At 31.8% G+C, this 17892-nt stretch carries 14 protein-coding genes, 1 pseudogene and 1 riboswitch; of the genes and pseudogenes, 8 read left to right on the top strand and 7 right to left on the bottom strand.

What is annotated here, in order from left to right; genetic code table 11:
- Positions 1–271 precede the first annotated feature (271 nt).
- The 3 genes from N5D03_RS09965 to N5D03_RS09955 all read left to right on the top strand — a co-directional run bounded on the left by N5D03_RS09965 (position 272) and on the right by N5D03_RS09955 (position 1818).
- Positions 272–601, top strand: coding sequence for a metalloregulator ArsR/SmtB family transcription factor (locus N5D03_RS09965; RefSeq protein ID WP_125349011.1), 330 nt, complete (start codon positions 272–274; stop codon positions 599–601).
- A gap of 77 nt (positions 602–678) precedes the next feature.
- The gene (locus N5D03_RS09960; RefSeq protein ID WP_125349012.1) at positions 679–1143 is read left to right on the top strand and encodes a DUF6428 family protein; all 465 of its coding nucleotides are present in this window, start codon (positions 679–681) and stop codon (positions 1141–1143) included.
- Between the two features lie 15 nt (positions 1144–1158).
- Positions 1159–1818, top strand: a complete 660-nt coding sequence (locus N5D03_RS09955) for a protein-tyrosine-phosphatase (RefSeq protein WP_125349013.1) — start codon at positions 1159–1161, stop codon at positions 1816–1818.
- Here the strand turns inward: N5D03_RS09955 and N5D03_RS09950 are convergent.
- The 7 genes and pseudogenes from N5D03_RS09950 to N5D03_RS09920 all read right to left on the bottom strand — a co-directional run.
- Positions 1764–1990, bottom strand: a pseudogene (locus N5D03_RS09950) (transposase); the annotation flags it as partial. The gene N5D03_RS09955 and the pseudogene N5D03_RS09950 overlap by 55 nt on opposite strands.
- 278 nt (positions 1991–2268) lie before the next feature.
- Positions 2269–3855 carry a ribosomal protection-like ABC-F family protein gene (abc-f, locus tag N5D03_RS09945; protein ID WP_280051531.1) on the bottom strand — a complete coding sequence of 529 codons (1587 nt, stop codon included), beginning with the start codon at positions 3853–3855 and terminating at the stop codon, positions 2269–2271.
- 204 nt (positions 3856–4059) lie between these two features.
- On the bottom strand, positions 4060–4263 hold the full coding sequence (locus N5D03_RS09940; protein ID WP_221855540.1) for a (4Fe-4S)-binding protein: 204 nt from the start codon (positions 4261–4263) through the stop codon (positions 4060–4062).
- A 28-nt stretch (positions 4264–4291) separates the two neighbouring features.
- A complete protein-coding gene (locus N5D03_RS09935) occupies positions 4292–5686 on the bottom strand; it encodes a histidine kinase dimerization/phospho-acceptor domain-containing protein (RefSeq protein ID WP_280051530.1) in 1395 nt (464 codons plus the stop codon).
- Positions 5679–6362: a response regulator transcription factor gene (locus N5D03_RS09930; RefSeq protein WP_114999531.1), complete on the bottom strand. Its 684-nt coding sequence runs from the start codon at positions 6360–6362 to the stop codon at positions 5679–5681. The genes N5D03_RS09935 and N5D03_RS09930 overlap by 8 nt, the downstream gene beginning before the upstream one ends.
- Before the next feature lie 3 nt (positions 6363–6365).
- Positions 6366–7253 (bottom strand): diacylglycerol kinase family lipid kinase, encoded by an 888-nt coding sequence (locus N5D03_RS09925; RefSeq protein WP_280051529.1) that lies wholly within the window; start codon positions 7251–7253, stop codon positions 6366–6368.
- Positions 7243–9207, bottom strand: coding sequence for a sulfatase-like hydrolase/transferase (locus tag N5D03_RS09920; RefSeq protein ID WP_280051528.1), 1965 nt, complete (start codon positions 9205–9207; stop codon positions 7243–7245). Before N5D03_RS09920 ends, N5D03_RS09925 begins: the two co-directional genes overlap by 11 nt.
- A gap of 192 nt (positions 9208–9399) precedes the next feature.
- On the opposite strand from N5D03_RS09920, the gene N5D03_RS09915 reads away from it, so the two are divergent.
- From N5D03_RS09915 to purM, 5 genes are all read left to right on the top strand, one after another.
- Complete coding sequence (locus N5D03_RS09915; protein WP_038332385.1) at positions 9400–9645, top strand: hypothetical protein; 246 nt, start codon at positions 9400–9402, stop codon at positions 9643–9645.
- Positions 9646–9838: 193 nt separating this feature from the next.
- Positions 9839–9937: riboswitch (purine riboswitch) on the top strand.
- 104 nt (positions 9938–10041) lie between these two features.
- Positions 10042–13749 (top strand): phosphoribosylformylglycinamidine synthase, encoded by a 3708-nt coding sequence (locus tag N5D03_RS09910; protein WP_280051527.1) that lies wholly within the window; start codon positions 10042–10044, stop codon positions 13747–13749.
- Between the two features lie 796 nt (positions 13750–14545).
- Positions 14546–15268: a phosphoribosylaminoimidazolesuccinocarboxamide synthase gene (gene purC, locus N5D03_RS09905; protein ID WP_038332381.1), complete on the top strand. Its 723-nt coding sequence runs from the start codon at positions 14546–14548 to the stop codon at positions 15266–15268.
- A 19-nt stretch (positions 15269–15287) separates the two neighbouring features.
- Positions 15288–16793: an amidophosphoribosyltransferase gene (gene purF / locus N5D03_RS09900; RefSeq protein WP_125349020.1), complete on the top strand. Its 1506-nt coding sequence runs from the start codon at positions 15288–15290 to the stop codon at positions 16791–16793.
- Positions 16794–16846: 53 nt separating this feature from the next.
- On the top strand, positions 16847–17839 hold the full coding sequence (gene purM / locus N5D03_RS09895; protein WP_114999539.1) for a phosphoribosylformylglycinamidine cyclo-ligase: 993 nt from the start codon (positions 16847–16849) through the stop codon (positions 17837–17839).
- Positions 17840–17892 lie beyond the last annotated feature (53 nt).

The raw sequence follows: 17892 nt of genomic DNA, 5'->3' as shown, positions 1-17892 counted from the left end.
TTATGAAAAGAAGGAAGCCTTATGGAAGAATTATTATTAAATAGAAAAATAGAAGAGTCTTATCGTAGAAAATATTAACCAATAAATTAAAATTTAATTTCTGAAAATTTAATTCTCAATACTTATATCTACTTTTTACAATACTTTAATTTGCATCAAGATTTCTCGAAGGTCATATGAATTCATTTGAAAAATAATAAGAATAAAAAGAGAAAGGAAGTTTTACATTTTAAATTTAAAATCGTAATATTGCGATGTAATAAAAAGAGAAATGGGAATTACTAAAACAGAGATGTTTACAGAAGAACAAAATAGATTAGCCGTGCTGTTTAAGGTTTTGGGACATCCGGCTCGTATTGCTATTTTACAACATATTATCAATCAAAAAGCGTGTATTTGTAACGATTTGGTAGATGAATTGGGCTTAGCACAAGCAACTATTTCTCAGCATTTAAAAGAATTAAAAAATATAGGAATTATACAAGGTTCTATAGAAGGAAAGTCTGTTTGTTATTGTATTGAAGAAAAAGTATGGAATGAGATACAAAACGAATTAGTCACTTTCTTTAATCAAGAGGTGAAAGTTAAACAATGCTGTTAAAGGCATTTTTTTTTAATCTATATACATCGTAATATTACGATGAATAAAAAAGAAAATAAATTTAAAATTCAATTCATATGACACTTGAACAAATTAAAGAAATATTGCCAAATTTAGACAATGTTGAATTTCAATTAGAAGATGGAACATTTGTACCAGAACATTTCCATGTAACAGAAGTAGGGCAAATTACTAAAAATTTTATTGATTGTGGAGGAACAATACGAAACGAGAAAGCTGTGAATTTCCAACTATGGAATGCCGACGATTATGAACATCGCTTAAAACCAAATAAATTGCTTCATATCATCGAGCTTTCTGAAAAACAGTTGGGAATCGAGAACAGTGAAATAGAGGTAGAGTATCAAGCTGAAACAATTGGGAAATATGATTTAGAATTCAATGGTAAAAACTTTGTCTTAAAAAACAAACAAACAGCTTGTTTAGCAGAGGATGCATGTGGTATTCCAAATCAAAAACCAAAAGTGAAATTATCAGAGATTCAATCGTCTTGTTGCACACCAAATTCAGGATGTTGTTAAAATTCTAACTAAACAATGTATTCAATACTAAAAGAAAACATAATCAAGTTTCAAAATTTTGATCGAATATCTACCGACAGAAAGGCTGTTTTGCAGCCTTTGGTAGATTATATTCAACAGAAAATAAATGATAATCAAGCTGTAAATCTCAACTTTATTTGTACACACAATTCACGTCGAAGTCATTTTTCACAAGTTTGGGCACAGGTTTCTGCTTCGTTTTACAACATACAAAATGTATATTGTTATTCAGGTGGAACAGAAGAAACGGCGCTATTCCCGAAAGTAGTGGAAACATTAAGGAATCAAGGTTTTACTATTTTCAAAATTGAAGAAAGTACAAATCCGATTTATTCCATTAAGTTTGATGAAAATACACTTCCAATTATAGGCTTTTCAAAGAAATATGATCATCCATTCAATCCTAGAACATTCGCAGCTATTATGACTTGTTCGCAAGCAGATGGAGATTGTCCGTTTATTGCAGGAGCTGAAAAAAGAATACCGATAACATTTGAAGATCCTAAAGTTTCAGACCATACAGCAGAGCAATCAAAAGTGTATGCAGAAAGAAGTTTGCAGATAGCAACAGAAATGTTTTACGTTTTTTCTCGAGTTATATCACCCGATAATCGCTTTTTACCTGCTTCTAAAAATTCTTTATTCCACTTATAAAATTGAGATTGACTTATACTATATTTTCTACAAAGTTGGGCTATGGAGTTTCTGCTCGTTAAGCTTCCATTACAATTAAAATTTGTTCTTTGACTTCTTTTGCAAACTCAACACCATTACCATCAGGTAATTTTACATCACATAAAATAACTTCAGGAGTAAGTGTTTTAATTTTTTTTATCCCTGATTTTAAATTTTCTGCTTGATGTATTTCAAAACCTTCTAATTCGAGCTAGGAGTGTTCTGATTTTTGTTTTATCGTCTATGATTAAAATTGAATGCATTCTTATTACTTGTGAACAATGAAGGTATTATTTTATGCATATAGCTTTTATAAACTCATTATTTTTTTCTTCTTCAAACTTTTTCAAGAATTCCAAAAATATATCGAATGTGGGATTGAGTAACTTTTGAATCCATTGAAAGGAATTTGATTATTTACTATGTTTTTTATAAATCAATCGTCCGTTCTATTTTTATTTGTTCCAAAAATGCTTCGTCGTGTGATACAACGATTAGCGTTCCTTGATATTCGTTTATGGCTTTTGTCAAAATTTCAATGTTCTGAATATCTAAATTATTGATAGGTTCGTCCAAAATAATAATGTCAGGAGCTTTACTGTTTATTGTTAAACAACAAAGTAATAAACGCATTCTTTCACCACCACTCAACATTAAGCAAGGTTTCTCCCAGTCGTCTTTTGAAAATAAAAATCGGTTTAAACGAATCTTGATTTCATGCTCTTGCAATGCTGAGGTATTGAATTGTTGTGCTTGCTCATAAACTTTTAGTTTATTATTAAGTAACGAATAATCTTGGTCTATGTAAATGGATTTATTTTCTGCTCGATAAATTGTTCCTTTGTATGGTTTTATCTTACCTAAAATAAGCTTTATCAACGTGGTTTTCCCTGAACCGTTTTTTCCTTTTAATGCAATGCGTTCGCGACTTGTAATCTCAAAATTTAAGTTATTTTTCCAAATCAGTTTATCGCTATAACCAAAGTTAATGTTAGTTGCGGTAAATAAAACTTTTCCTTTATGCAAGTCTGAATGATCAAAACCAAATTTCATTTTATCTAAAGGAGATAGAGAGGAGCGAAGCGATTGTAAATCCTGGGAAATTCCATTAATTTTTTCTGCATGAACACCTTTTAATTTTGATGTACTATTTTCGGCATTATTTCGCAAAGTGTTCATCATTATTCGAGCAACACCTGATTTTTCTTGTTTACTTTTTCCACGATTATCCAATTTTTGTTGTCGTTCTAAAGTATCTCGTTCTTTCTCTTTGGCTTTCCGCAATGCTTTTTCTTTGCTTTGAATATCTTGACTCAAGGCATTGTTTTCAATCTGTTTTTGAGCTTTATAAAAGTCGTAATTTCCACCATAAATTTTAATCCCGTTTTTACTTAACTCATAAACACTATTTAGAAGATTTAGAAGTTTTCTGTCGTGGCTTACGATGATTAACGTGCTTTTTGTATCGAGAACTAGATCATATAAAAGTTGACGACTTACATTATCGAGATGATTGCTAGGTTCATCCAATAAAATTAATTCGGGCTGATGAATGGAAATTCCAGCTAAAAAAACTTTTGTTTTTTGTCCACCACTTAGAGTTTCCATTTTTTGATTCAAGTCCAAATCGTTGAGTTGCCAATAACTTAATGCTTCATTGCAACGGTCTTCGATTGTCCAATCATCATCGAGTGAATTGAAATTATCTTCACTTGTGTTTCCGTTTAAGATTTCGTTCAAAGCACTTAATTTATCTTCGATTTTCAGTACTTGAGCGATCGTCAACTGATTGAATTGTCCGAAAATTTGTGGAACATAATAAGGTTCGGTTTCAACGTTTATTAGTCCATTTGACGGTTGATATTTTTTGGCGATAATTTTCAATAAAGTAGATTTTCCTACTCCGTTGTTACCAATTAAAGCAATTTTTTCTTGATTTTGTACTGTTAAATTAATGTCGCTAAACAGTATATCCTTGTTTGGATGTTGATATGAAATATTTTGTAAAGTAAGCATAATTCCTTTCTTTAGAAGTGAAACAATACAGCAACCGTTTTGAGGTTGTTGTTCTGATTTGTCTGAAAGAAATTATTTTTTACATTGTGTCTTACTTAAATTTTGATTTTGCGAATATACGAACTTATATTTAATGAATAAGAAATCAGAGGGAAGTTAAAGATTAGCTAGATAGGAACATAAAATGCTAAAATATTTATTTTACTACTTTATACTCAAGGCACCTGAAGGACATTGATGAACTTGTTTGATAAGTTCGTCACTACTTGCATTTTTTGGCTTTAGCCAAGGTTTTTCTTTCGGATTATATACATTTGGAAGTAGTTTTACGCAAATGCCTGCATGTTGACATAATTCAGGCTTCCAGATTATAGTAATTTCTCCGTTTGTATATTCGTGTTGACTCATTTTGATATTTTTGATGAATTGAAGTTACTTAAAAATTTTCAATATTCAATGTTAAAATAATCTTAGTTCCAATATTTTGGGTACTCTCAATTCGCATTTTAATGTCAGCTATTTTAGCTAATTGTGTCGCGATATTTAGTCCTAATCCAGAACCAGAAATATGGAGTGTTGAATCATTTTGAATACGGAAAAATCGTTCTTGAACAAATTTTAAATCTTCTTGATTCATTCCAATTCCATTGTCTTCAAAAATCAATTCATAACTATTATTCTCGATGTTAGAAAGAATTGTTATTTGACCTTTTAAGTTAGAATATTTTATAGCATTTGATAAAACATTATCGATAATAATCTCAAAAAATTCTTGGTAATTATCAATTTCATAAGCTTGAAGTTGTTCCGTATCAACAGAAATTTGTTTTTCTTGTAACAAAACATCAAAACGTTCAATTGATTTTAAAACTTCGGATTTTAGTTCAAATAAAGAAGTTTTTAACTCCAAACTATTATTTTCGACACGAGAAAGCAATAAAAATTGTTCCACCAAACGATCCAAACGATTCACTTGTTTCAATGTGTAATCTATTTTTTCATTGTATTGTTCAGGCGTGCGTTCGCGTCGAATCAAAATTTCCAACGTTCCTTTTATAATCGCTAATGGTGTTCGAAGTTCGTGTGAAGCGTCAGCCGAAAACTGTTTAGCTTTTAATATTTGAAACTCTAATCGATCTAACAATGAATTTATTGTCGCTGAAAGTTGAAATAATTCATCTTTATTTTTAGGTAATTGAATGCGTTCTGAAAGATTATTTTCTGTGATAGACTGTGCTGTATGAATCACATTGAAAACAGGTTTAATCGATTTAGCAGCAATAAAACGAGCTAAAAGAAACGTCAATAAAACCGAAATAGGAAAGATAATAAGTAAGGCAGTTTTTAAATAATCTAATGCTAATTGATTGTGTTTTGTAGAAACGCCTATTACTAAATAACCAACAACTTCGCCATGATGAATTAATTTTGCTTGAGAAATTAATAACTGAATTGAATTATATTCAGCATAAAATGGCTTGTTTTCTGGTTCTTCATTGTTCCAATCCAATTGATTTTGAACCATGTTTGGAGAACTTTCAACTAAGTTGAAAGTTTTATCATAAATCGAGATAAAAACAGGATTCAGCGCAATGTCTGTATGTTCTACTTCTTCCCATTCACGTGGTTGTACAAAACTTGTAAATGTAGGTTCGTGTAAAACATAATCGACGTGACTGTTAATTTCTTCTTCTAACGTTTCGTACATTGTTTTGTTAATTCCCCTATTTACAACAAAGAAAATTAACCCAAAAATAATGAGTAAAACAGCAGAAAATAAAATGCTGTAAAAGGTTGCTATTCTATTTTTTACAGATAATTTTTTAAACATCGTTTGTTATATAACCTACGCCACGAATAGTATGTAAGCGCGGATCGTCTTTTTTTAGATTTAATTTTTTACGAATCGCATTAATAAAAACATCAATCACACTTGTATCGTATTCAAAGTGAATGTCCCAAACGTTTTCAATGATTTCTTTGCGTGTACAAATTCGGTTTTTATTCTTGAATAGGTAAGCTAAAAGTTGAAATTCCTTTAGTGTTAATTCAATTAAATTATTGTCTAAAAAAGTTTGGTGCGTTTCTGGATTGATTGAAATATTTCCGAAATTCAAAAGATTATTTGATTCATTTTGACGAAGATAAACGTTAATTCGTGCTACCAATTCATTAAAATCAAATGGTTTTTTGATGTAGTCATTTGCACCAGCATTCAAACCTTCAATCGTATCTTGAACTGTATCTTTCGCTGTAATGAAAATAATGGGTGTTTTTTGGTTCATATTTTCAGAATTTCGGATTGCTTTACAAACTTCTAATCCAGAAATATTTAAAATCATCCAATCTAACAAAATAACATCAAATTTCTCGTTGTTTATTTTCACTAAAGCATCTTCGCCACTTAAACAGTGCGTTGGCGATAAATTTTCTTCTTCTAAACCTTGAAGCATAAAATTGGCAATTCCCAATTCATCTTCAACAATTAAAACTTTTGGTTTGTTCATTTTCTAATTCGGAACAATAACATTTAAAGCATTCGGGACAATCGAAACTTCAATAGAATTTTGGTTAAAAATAACGGCTTCACCATCAACTTGAGCAATTGTTTTTGGTTGTTTGGAATTGAATTTTACTGAATTGACTTGCAATACTTTTGCTTGCTTCATTTTTTCAATTCGTTTTCCTAAAACATTAGCCGAAAACTGAATTTGTTGTATAAAATTAAGCTTTTTTACTGCAAGAAAGTCTAATTTTCCATCATTTAATTTTGCATTGGGTGAAAATGAGATGCCGTAACCCGCTTCGTTAGAGTTAGAGCAGAACACAAAATAAAAATCATCATCGAATGTATGTTGATCATCTAATTCGATGCTAAATTTTTTTGGTTGAAAGTTAAAAATTGCTTTTGTACTGGCAGTTACATATCCCAAAAAGTTTCTGGTTTTGGTTTGCGCATAATTGTTAATCACATCTGCATCAATTCCCAATCCCATATTGCTAAAAAAGTAATTTTCGTTGATTTTTCCTGCATCAATTTTATTGATTTTTGCATTCAAAATCGTTTCAAAAGCTTTTTCTGTGGTTTTAGGAATATGTAAATTCGCTGCTAATCCATTTCCAGAGCCAATCGGAATAATCCCCAAAGCAACATTGCTGCCAACCAAGGCTTGAGCGACTTCGTTTATCGTTCCGTCGCCGCCACAAGCTACGATTATATTAGGATTTTTGGTCAGAACTTGATTTGTAATTTCAGTTGCGTGACCAATACTTTCAGTTAAAAATGTTTCGAAATCAACATTTTTTTGACTAAAATAGTGTTGAATTTCAGTTTCAATCATTCGTCCTTTTCCCTTTCCAGCAATAGGATTGATGATAAAAATGATTTTATTTTTCATTTAATAAATGATTGCTAAATAAATAATCGGCTGTTTGATAATTAGATATGATAGAACGCTCGAAAATAGGATCAACCTTTGTATCAATTAAATTTTTGTCAATCCATTTGTATTGATTGATTTTCTTTTGATCAGATAAAATCGAAACATCTTCACCTTTTTTCATTCCTAATTTAATATACGTACCAACAAAAGAACGTGATTTGTATTGCGGATCAAAAATATCTTTTCCATAAAATTGAGATGTATATTTCCAATTGAACAACGAAAATAACGTAGGGAAAATATCAATTTGAGAAACTTCTTTTGTGACATTTTCGTTGGCGTGCGATTTTAAATTATAGATAAATGCCGGAATGTGATGATTTTTTACATCAATTGCATCTTTGCCCGCGCTACTTGCACAGTGATCGGCAATAAAAACAAAAACGGTATTACTGAACCAAGGTTTTGTTTTGGCTTTTGCAATTAAATCTCCAATTGCATAATCGGCATATTTTACAGCTCCAGGACGACCAGTTCCAGACGGAATATCAATTTTTCCATCTTCGTACGTATAAGGTTTGTGGTTAGAAGTTGACATGACAAAAGCAAAAAATGGTTGTTTTGTTTTGTATTTTTCATCGGCAACTTTGATCACTTTTCTGTAAATATCATCATCGGCAATTCCCCAAGCATTCTCAAAAGTAACTTCATCATCATTAATATTGTATCGATTGGTATTGATTTTATCACTCAAAACGCTGCCACGACCGCGATCGTAAATGTCAAAACCATTTCCACCATAAAACGCATTCATATTGTCAAAATATCCATCGCCACCATAAAAAAACATATTGTGGTATCCTTTTGCTTTGAAAACATTCGAAATAGTATATAAATTTTGATTATCAACACGCTTCACAATACTGTTTCCAGGCGTAGGAGGAATTGATAATGTGACAGCTTCCATTCCACGAACAGTACGCGTTCCGTTGGCAAACATATTTGAGAAGTAAATGCTGTTATTTGCAATATCATTAAGGTTTGGAGTGATTGATTTTCCGTTGAATTGCTCTTGCAAAAATGAAGCGCTCATACTTTCCATTAACACAAAAATCACGTTTGGTTTTTGTTCTGGTTGTGATGGATTACTCGCTAAAATTGTTCTTCGTATTGGATTTTTGAATTGTTGATCGAAAACAGTTTTCGAATCTTGCAATTCAGATTTCATCACTGCAAAAGCATCTTCAATCGGAATAGATTTATAATGTTCGTCATATTTTAAATGATTATTTCGGAAAGCTGAAAAGAAAGAAAAGATTCCCGCTTTTGAAATTTCGTTGTTGTATCGGTTTTCTGAAGTTGAACTGCTATCGTTGTTTAAAAGGAATAATGAGCCAACCGCAAGTAATAAATTGAACACAAAAACACCAACTTTTTGACTTGTTTTTGGCTTGTTATGAAATGTATTGTAAAAGAAGTAACCTTTTTTTGTTGCAAAAATTGTTAAGCCAGTAATTAAAACAATTCCGCCAATTAAAACTGGTAAAGGATATGATTCTTGAATATTTTTAACAACTTCGTAGGTATAAATTAAATAATCGACTGCAATAAAATTGAATCGGCTTTTGAATTCGTCCCAAAATGTAACTTCGTCCCAAAATGTAAAATAAATGATTACCAAATACAATGTATAAACGAAATACACGAAAGTTCGATCAAATAATGAATTGACGAATTTGTTTGGTAAAATCATAAAATAAAATGATAAGAATAACGTGAAACAGCTTACAACGCTAATGTCGTACACCAATCCATAAAAAATAGTGTGCAATAACGAGCCAATATTCCAATCGAAATCACTTTTTACCCAAATTGCAAAAATTAGGCGTAGAATAAATGAAATTAGAATAAATAACGAACTGAAAAATAGTAAAATACTGTAACGTCCTTTTAAATTATTTGTAAACATTTTGCTTTTAAATTATTGTCCAAATGTCTTGATATTTAGTGAACTGTTGATGTGGAAAAGTGAATCTTAAGCGAATCTTAAGTTTGAGAATTTTGAATGAAAGATAGAAGCTGAAAACGTTAATAATTCGTAAAAAAATGGTTTTGATTAGAAATAGTTGTAAATTTGTATTTGGTTTATAAAGTAGGTATAATGGAAGAGATATTAATCAATGAAAAAGAAGAAAAGTTTTTAACATATTGGGAGAAAAGATTCTCTACAATTTTTAAAGACAATACAAGTTGGACAACTTTGTTTATGACAGTTAACAAAGCTACTTTTCCAGATTCATTAAATATAGAAACGTTTTGCAAAAAGTTTATGCAAGATTTCAATATGAAATTATCATATAAATATGATGAATCAGACAACGAATACGATTTGACAATTACAAGATAATTACGGAAAACGAAAAATCCTTATCAATTTTGATAAGGATTTTTTTGTTGTAAAAAGGGACATTTGATTGATAATCATGCTTAAATTTTAAGAAAAATATTTAACCAAAAAATTAAATAAAATATTGTTGATTTAGATTTGATTTTACTAATTAAAATGTTTAATTTTGCAGTTCACTTTTAAAGGTGATTTAGTTTTTAAAGTTTACAACATTTGTATAGCTCATAATAAGGTTGAGCGTCTCTACGGCAGACCATAAAAAATTGCCACTACAAATGAATTTTTTTTCTACAAAATGAGTCTTGAACCACTCTCGTTAGAAAATAGTTTGTTTGTTGATGTAGATGATACAAATGGTTTAAACACATTAAACCAAATAGTACAGCAAACAATACAATGAACCACAGACTTTTCATTCAGAAGAAATCAAATTTTGACGTTATCAGTCAGAAGACTACAATAGAACTCAAAAACCTTGTACCTACAATTGTGTGCAAGGTTTTTGTTATTTATGATCTATTTAATATAGAAGAAAGCCAATTACAAGAGGTTCAAAATAAGGTGTTTGTCGATCCTGTGACAGACGTTGTTTTCAAATACGTAGAAGATGCAGTTAACGAAAGCATTCCTTATTCTAAAAATTATTTTGCAACCGAATTTTTACCAGGTCAATATAATCAACGCGATGATTCTTCGGAACAATGTTTAGTGTTGATGAATGTTGAAAATGTAACCGTAAAATCTGGTTTACTATATGTTTTCAATGATGATTTGTCTGTGGAAGATTTAAAGAAAGTAAAAGATTACTTAATCAATCCAATTGAGTCGCGCGAGAAAGATCTTTCAAAAATGGAAATTCCAGCTAATCCAGAAGCTACAGAAGTTCCAATTATTGAAGGTTTTATTTCTGCTGACGAAAATAAACTACAAGACATTTACAACCAATTTGGATTATCGTTAGAGATGGATGATTTAGTTTTTATTCAAGACTATTTCAAATCAATCAATCGTAATCCAACCGAAACTGAGTTAAAAGTTTTAGATACTTATTGGTCTGATCACTGTCGTCATACAACTTTTGAGACGGAGATTACAGATGTTCAATTTAATTCTAAATTTAACGAAACACTTCAAAAAACATTCGATTATTACCAACAAGTTCGTCAAGAATTAGGAATAACTAAACCAATTCGTTTGATGGATTTAGCAACTGTGATGGGAAAATATCTTTCTCGTACAGGAGTTGTGAAAAATATTGATGTTTCTGAAGAAATTAACGCATGTTCTATTGTCGTTCCAATCGATGTAGATGGTGTTGAAGAAGAATGGTTATTACAATTCAAAAACGAAACACATAATCACCCAACAGAAGTGGAACCATTTGGTGGAGCTTCGACATGTGTTGGTGGAGCAATACGCGACCCTTTGAGTGGACGTTCTTACGTTTTCCAAGCGATGCGTATTACAGGAGCTGCAAATCCTTTAGAAAAAATTGAAGATACGTTACCAGGTAAATTACCACAACGTAAAATCTCTAAAGAAGCAGCAAACGGATACAGTTCTTATGGAAATCAAATTGGTTTAGCGACAACTTTTGTGAAAGAAATTTATGACGAAGGGTACAAAGCAAAACGCATGGAAGTTGGTTTTGTGGCTGGAGCTGTAAAAAAAGAATATGTTCGTCGTGAAGAACCAGTTGCAGGTGACCGAATTATTTTATTAGGAGGAGCAACAGGTCGTGATGGAGTAGGAGGAGCTTCTGGTTCATCTAAAACACACGATGGTCTTAAATTAGACGATTTATCAGCAGAAGTTCAAAAAGGAAATGCAATTGTTGAACGTAAAATTCAACGTTTATTCCGTAATCCAGATGTTTTAGCATTAATCAAAAAATGTAATGACTTTGGAGCAGGAGGTGTTTCTGTTGCAATTGGTGAAATTGCACGCGGAATTAATGTTAATTTAGATTTAGTTCCATTGAAATATGCTGGATTAAACGGAACAGAATTAGCGATTTCTGAATCTCAGGAACGTATGGCTGTTGCGGTTGAGGCTAAAGATGTGGAAACATTTATCTCATTAGCAAAAGAAGAAAATCTTGATGCGACTTGTGTTGCTGAGGTAACGGGAGATGATACAATGACTTTGGTTTGGAAAGGAACAAAAATTGTTGAATTAGACCGTAAATTTTTAGATACAAATGGCGTTCGTAAACAAGCTAAAATCGAAGTTACGGACGAAGAATATACAAATCCTTTTGAGAATAAAGCCTTCAATAAAGAAGCGTTTATTGCAATGATGCAAGAGTTAAATCATGCGTCGCAAAAAGGTATGGTAGAAATGTTTGACAATAACGTTGGACGTTCTACTATTTTGAATGCTTTTGGTGGACAAACAATGGATACACCAGAAGATGTTTCGGTACAAAAATTCCCAACAGACGGATTTACAAATGCAGTTTCTATTGCTTCATTTGGTTACAATCCTACAATTTCTCGTTGGTCAAATTATCACGGAGCTTATTTTGCGGTAATTGATTCGATGACAAAAATTGTTGCTGCTGGTGGAAATTACGCTGATATTCGTTTAACTTTTCAAGAATATTTTGAAAAATTACGTGATGAAGCTACGCGTTGGGGAAAACCATTTGCGGCTTTATTAGGAACGATTGAAGCACAAAAACAGTTCGGAATTCCTGCAATTGGAGGTAAAGATTCGATGTCTGGTTCTTACCAAGATATTGATGTTCCGCCAACGTTGATTTCTTTTGCAGTTGCGCCTTCTTTGGCTGAAAAAATTGTACAAGGAACTTTAGTTGAAAAGAATTCTAAACTTTCAGTTTTTATTCCAACATTAACAGAAGATTATTTAATCGACGAAGCAAATACAAAAGCTATTTTTGATTTTATCGGAACAATTAATGCTGATGTAAAATCAATGATGACAGTTAAATTTGGTGGAATTGCAGAAACTGTAGCGAATATGGCTTTTGGTAATGAAATCGGATTTGAAATCAAAACTGATTTAGATGTAGCAAAATATTATCCAGCTTCGATTGTAATTGAACATTCAGATGATTTAAATATTCCTGTTGAAATTGCTCAAAATTATCATGTTTTAGGTCAAACAAATGATTCAACTTCATTCAACTTTAATGGAGAAGAAATTAATTTGATTGAATTAAAACAACAATGGAAAGAAACATTCAATTCATTGTTTCCATATAAATCAACTACTGAAACTGTTGTTGAGGAAAAAGATTTAAAAGCAGAACAAATTTGTTTTGCCTTCGCCGATCATAAAGTAGAAAACCCAAAAGTTTTCATTCCAATTTTCCCAGGAACAAATTCAGAATATGATTCAGCAAAAGCGTTCCGTAGAGAAGGAGCAATCGTTTCGACTTTGCCTTTCCGTAATTTAACACAACAAGATGTTGAAGAATCAGTTGATGCTTTTGTAAATGAAATCAATCAAGCCAATATTTTCTTTGTACCAGGAGGTTTTTCAGCTGCTGATGAGCCAGATGGATCAGGTAAATTTATTGCAACGGTTTTACGCAATGAGAAAATCAAAAATGCAATTCACAATTTATTAGAGCGCGATGGTTTGGTTTTAGGAATCTGTAATGGTTTTCAAGCATTGATTAAATCAGGATTATTGCCTTATGGACGTATTCAAGATTTAGAAGAAGATACACCAACATTAACGTTCAATGAAATTGGTCGTCACATTACACAATTAGCGAAAGTGAGAGTGAATAAATCGCACTCACCTTGGTTAAAAGGAATGGAAGGTCAAGAATTCTGGATTCCATTTTCGCATGGAGAAGGTCGTTTCGTAGCAAATGAGGTTGAATTAGAAAAGTTAATTGATAAAGGACAAATCGCAACTCAGTTTGTAGATTTGGATGGAAAATTAGCTGGAAAAATGCCTTATAATCCAAATGGATCTACGTTTGCGGTAGAAGGAATTGTATCGCCTTGTGGAAAAGTTTACGGACGAATGGGACATCCAGAGCGTTACGAAGAAGGATTATTCAAGAACATTCCAGGAAATGGATATATGAATATCTTCAAAAATGCGGTGGAGTATTTTAGAGGGTAGATTATAGATATGAGATATTAGAAGTTAGATATGAGAAAATTTAACTTCTAAAAATTAAATAAAAAATGTCATTTAGAGTTTGTTGAGGAATCTAAAAAGATTTTTCATTACGCCAAGGCTTCATTCAGAATGACAATTGAAGAATAAAGTTTGAGTCATCCTGAACTTGTTTCAGGAACTCATCTTAAAAAAGTGAGAAGCTGAACTGAATTCAGCTTGACATTGAAATAAAAAGTTGTCATTCCGAGCTTGTCGAGGAATCTAAAAAGATTCTTCATTACGCTAAAGCTTCATTCAGAATGACAATTTAAAAATAAAGATTTAGTCATCCTGAGCTTGTCGAGGAATCTAAAAAGATTCTTCATTACGCTAAAGCTTCATTCAGAATGACAATTTAAAAATAAAGATTTAGTCATCCTGAACTTGTTTCAGGAACTCATCCTAAAGAGTGTGAGAAGCTGAACTGAATTCAGCTTGACATTGAATAAAAATAAGGAATTTTGAAGTTAGAGATAGTTAGAAAAAAATCTAAATACTAATATCTAACATCTAAATACTAAAAAGAAACAAACAACAAACTAATACCAATTTCGATCCTGAACCAATCGAAATTAATCTCGAAAGTTAACCTTGAACAAGTTAATTTTCAAAACAAACAACAAACACGAAGTGGACTTTTTCATTTCAAACAAAACAAAAAAAACGATGTAATGAAGTTAGAAACTAGAAACTAGAAGTTAGATGAATTTTAACTTCGAATTTCGAAAATCGAGCTTCGAAAAAACAAACAACAACGATGAGCTTAACAAAAAAAGACTTCATTTACGAAGGGAAAGCAAAACAAGTTTACTCAACAGAGGAAGCAGACAAAGTAATTGTTTATTACAAAGATGACGCAACTGCATTTAATGCACAAAAGCGCGGAACTGTTGAGGACAAAGGAGAAATGAACAACAAAATTTCGACTTTAATTTTCAACTATTTGATTGAAAAAGGAGTTAAAACTCATTTCATCGAGCAGTTGAATGATCGTGAGCAATTGGTGAAAAAAGTATCAATTATTCCAATTGAAATGGTTGTGCGCAACTATGTAGCTGGGTCTATGGCTCAACGTTTAGGATTAGAAGAAGGAGCGAAATCTCCAGTTACAATTTTTGATATCTGTTACAAAAAAGATGAATTAGGAGATCCATTAATCAACGATCATCATGCGGTTTTATTAGGAGCTGCAACATATGATGAGTTAGATGAAATGTACACACAAACAGAAGTAATTAACGAAGCGTTGAAAGAATTGTTCTTAAAAGCTGGATTAATTTTAGCTGATTTTAAAATTGAATTTGGTAAAGATGTTGATGGTAATATCATTTTAGCTGACGAAATTTCTCCAGACACATGTCGTTTATGGGATGTTGAAACAGGAAAAAAATTAGATAAAGACCGTTTTCGTCGTGATTTAGGTGATGTTTCAGAAGCTTATCACGAAGTATATAATCGTTTGACAGAAGTTTTAAAATAAACATTTTTTTCATTCTATAATGATTGATAAAAAATTACATAAAAGCCAATTAAAAGCTGAATATTTAACGAATTTCTACGAAAGAAATTTATTAAAAAAATATGCAGCCGATACTGTGGATAGTGTAAACGAAGAATGTGGTGTTTTTGGGGTTTATTCGCCAAATAATATCAACACATATTCTATTGCACAGTTTGGTTTATTTGCGCTTCAACACCGTGGACAGGAAGCGTGTGGTGTTTCTTTCTTGAAAGATGGAAACATTAAAACGGTGAAAAAAACAGGATTGGTATTAGACGTTTTCAAAACAATGGAAGCCGAGATTGAAGAATACCAAGGAAATGCTGCGATTGGACATACACGCTACACAACTGCTGGAGGTGGAAGTCGTCGTAACATTCAGCCACTTTACACGTACAATATTTATGGAAAACCTCATTTCTCTATTGCTCATAACGGAAATTTAATTGAAGTTGAAGCATTAAGAGCTGAATTAGAAGCAGAAGGTTTACCATTTTTAGCAACTTCGGATACGGAGGTTTTATTACGTTCTATTCAAAAATATTCGCATTTAGATATTGTAGAAGCTATACAGAAAGGTACAGAAAAGGTAAAAGGAGCTTATTCGGTTTTGTTATTAGCGAATAATCAAATGGCAGCTTTTCGCGATCCAAATGGTATTCGTCCTTTATGTTTAGGAAAATTGGACGATGCCTATGTTTTCTGTTCAGAAACATGTGCATTAGACGCTGTCGGAGCTGAATTTATCCGTGATGTAGAGCCAGGTGAATTGATTGTTGTAAATGAACAAGGTTTGAAATCTTATTCATTAAATCAACCAACGCAGCGTAATATTTGTGCTTTTGAGTACATTTATTTTGCACGTCCTGACTCGAATATCGAAGGAAATGAAATCTACGATTTACGTGTAGAATCTGGTCGAAAATTATACGAACAATCTCCTGTTGCTGCCGATATTGTAATTGGTGTTCCAGATTCTGGGATCCCGTCTGCAATTGGTTATTCAGAAGCTTCGGGTATTCCTTACGAACCAATTTTGATTAAGAATCGTTATATGTCGCGTTCGTTTATCGTTCCTTCACAAGAAATGCGTGAACGTGTGGTCAACTTAAAATTGAATCCCATCAAAAATAAAATCAAAGGAAAACGTTTGGTTGTTTTAGATGATTCGATTGTACGTGGAACAACTTCGAAACTTTTAATCAAAATCTTAAAAGAAGCAGGAGCAAAAGAAATTCATTTCCGTTCTGCTTCGCCTCCAATTATTGCACCTTGTTATTTAGGAATTGATATGCCTTCTAAAGCAGATTTAATTTCAGGAAATAAGTCAATTAAAGAGGTTGAAGATTATTTGAATGTCGATTCGTTAGATTTCTTAACAGTTGATAATCTGATTGATTTATTAGGAAGTAAAGAACATTGTTTTGGATGTTTTACAGAAAAATATCCCGTAAATTATTCTAATGAAGAATGTAAAGAGGTAAAACCTTTGCATATAGATTAATAAGTTATACGAATTTCGAATCTCGTATTTCGAAAAACTAAATCATAATTAAAATGAGCAATACATATAAACAAGCCGGAGTAGATAAGGAAGAAGGTTATCAAACGGTATCGAAAATTAAAGATGCAGTTGCAGCAACACACAATTCAAACGTGTTGAATGGAATTGGAAGTTTTGGTGCATTTTACCAATTAGGAGGTTACAAAAATCCTGTTTTGGTATCAGGAACCGATGGTGTAGGAACTAAACTACGTGTGGCTTTAGATTCTAAAGTTTACGATACAGTTGGGATTGATTGTTTCGCGATGTGTGCAAATGATATTTTGTGTCATGGAGCAAAACCATTATTTTTCTTAGATTATTTAGCTTGTGGAAAATTAGATTCTGATATCGCAGCAGAAATTGTAGGTGGAATTGCACAAGCGTGTAAAGAAACTGGAACAGCATTAATTGGTGGAGAAACAGCAGAAATGCCAGGAATGTACCAAGTTGGTGATTATGATGTTGCTGGATTTTGTGTTGGAGTAGTAGAACGAGATGAAATTATCGATGGTTCTAAAATAAAAGCTGGACAAGTAATTATTGCGTTACCATCAAGTGGTTTCCATTCGAATGGATTCTCTTTGGTTCGTAAAGTTTTCCCAGATTTTAACGAAGAATTTGAAGGTAAACCTTTGTTCGAAACATTATTAGTTCCAACAAAATTATATCAAAATGATATTTTCAAAATCAAAGATGCTGGAATCGAAATGTCTGGAATTGCTCATATTACAGGAGGTGGATTAATCGAGAATGTTCCTCGTATTATAAATGACGGATTAACTGCTGTAATAGAAAAAGCAAAAATAAATGTACCAACAGTGATGCAAGAATTAGCTAAACGCGGAGGAATTGCAGAAAACGAAATGTTTGGAACATTTAATATGGGTGTTGGAATGGTTGTCATCGTTGACCAAACTGATGCTGAAAAAGTATTGAATATTATTGATGGAAGTGCGTTGATTGGAGAAATTCAAGAAGGTGCTGACAAAATTATATTGAAATAGTAGATTAAATAGTTTAAAAAAGCCGGATAAGATTTCTTATCCGGTTTTTTTAT

This window comes from Empedobacter sp. GD03861 (assembly GCF_029840885.1).
GTDB lineage: Bacteria > Bacteroidota > Bacteroidia > Flavobacteriales > Weeksellaceae > Empedobacter > Empedobacter falsenii_B.
The sequence above is the reverse complement of the archived record's forward strand: the minus strand, read 5'-3'. Positions and strand labels throughout refer to the sequence as shown.

Bases quoted from the DNA above. Each gene is read 5' to 3' on its own strand.
- N5D03_RS09930 (WP_114999531.1), bottom strand. From the start codon at position 6,362: ATGAACAAACCAAAAGTTTTAATTGTTGAAGATGAATTGGGAATTGCC.
- purF (WP_125349020.1), top strand. From the start codon at position 15,288: ATGATTGATAAAAAATTACATAAAAGCCAATTAAAAGCTGAATATTTA.
- N5D03_RS09910 (WP_280051527.1), top strand. From the start codon at position 10,042: ATGAACCACAGACTTTTCATTCAGAAGAAATCAAATTTTGACGTTATC.
- purM (WP_114999539.1), top strand. From the start codon at position 16,847: ATGAGCAATACATATAAACAAGCCGGAGTAGATAAGGAAGAAGGTTAT.
- abc-f (WP_280051531.1), bottom strand. From the start codon at position 3,855: ATGCTTACTTTACAAAATATTTCATATCAACATCCAAACAAGGATATA.
- N5D03_RS09935 (WP_280051530.1), bottom strand. From the start codon at position 5,686: ATGTTTAAAAAATTATCTGTAAAAAATAGAATAGCAACCTTTTACAGC.
- N5D03_RS09960 (WP_125349012.1), top strand. From the start codon at position 679: ATGACACTTGAACAAATTAAAGAAATATTGCCAAATTTAGACAATGTT.
- N5D03_RS09955 (WP_125349013.1), top strand. From the start codon at position 1,159: ATGTATTCAATACTAAAAGAAAACATAATCAAGTTTCAAAATTTTGAT.
- N5D03_RS09940 (WP_221855540.1), bottom strand. From the start codon at position 4,263: ATGAGTCAACACGAATATACAAACGGAGAAATTACTATAATCTGGAAG.
- N5D03_RS09965 (WP_125349011.1), top strand. From the start codon at position 272: ATGGGAATTACTAAAACAGAGATGTTTACAGAAGAACAAAATAGATTA.
- purC (WP_038332381.1), top strand. From the start codon at position 14,546: ATGAGCTTAACAAAAAAAGACTTCATTTACGAAGGGAAAGCAAAACAA.
- N5D03_RS09915 (WP_038332385.1), top strand. From the start codon at position 9,400: ATGGAAGAGATATTAATCAATGAAAAAGAAGAAAAGTTTTTAACATAT.
- N5D03_RS09920 (WP_280051528.1), bottom strand. From the start codon at position 9,207: ATGTTTACAAATAATTTAAAAGGACGTTACAGTATTTTACTATTTTTC.
- N5D03_RS09925 (WP_280051529.1), bottom strand. From the start codon at position 7,253: ATGAAAAATAAAATCATTTTTATCATCAATCCTATTGCTGGAAAGGGA.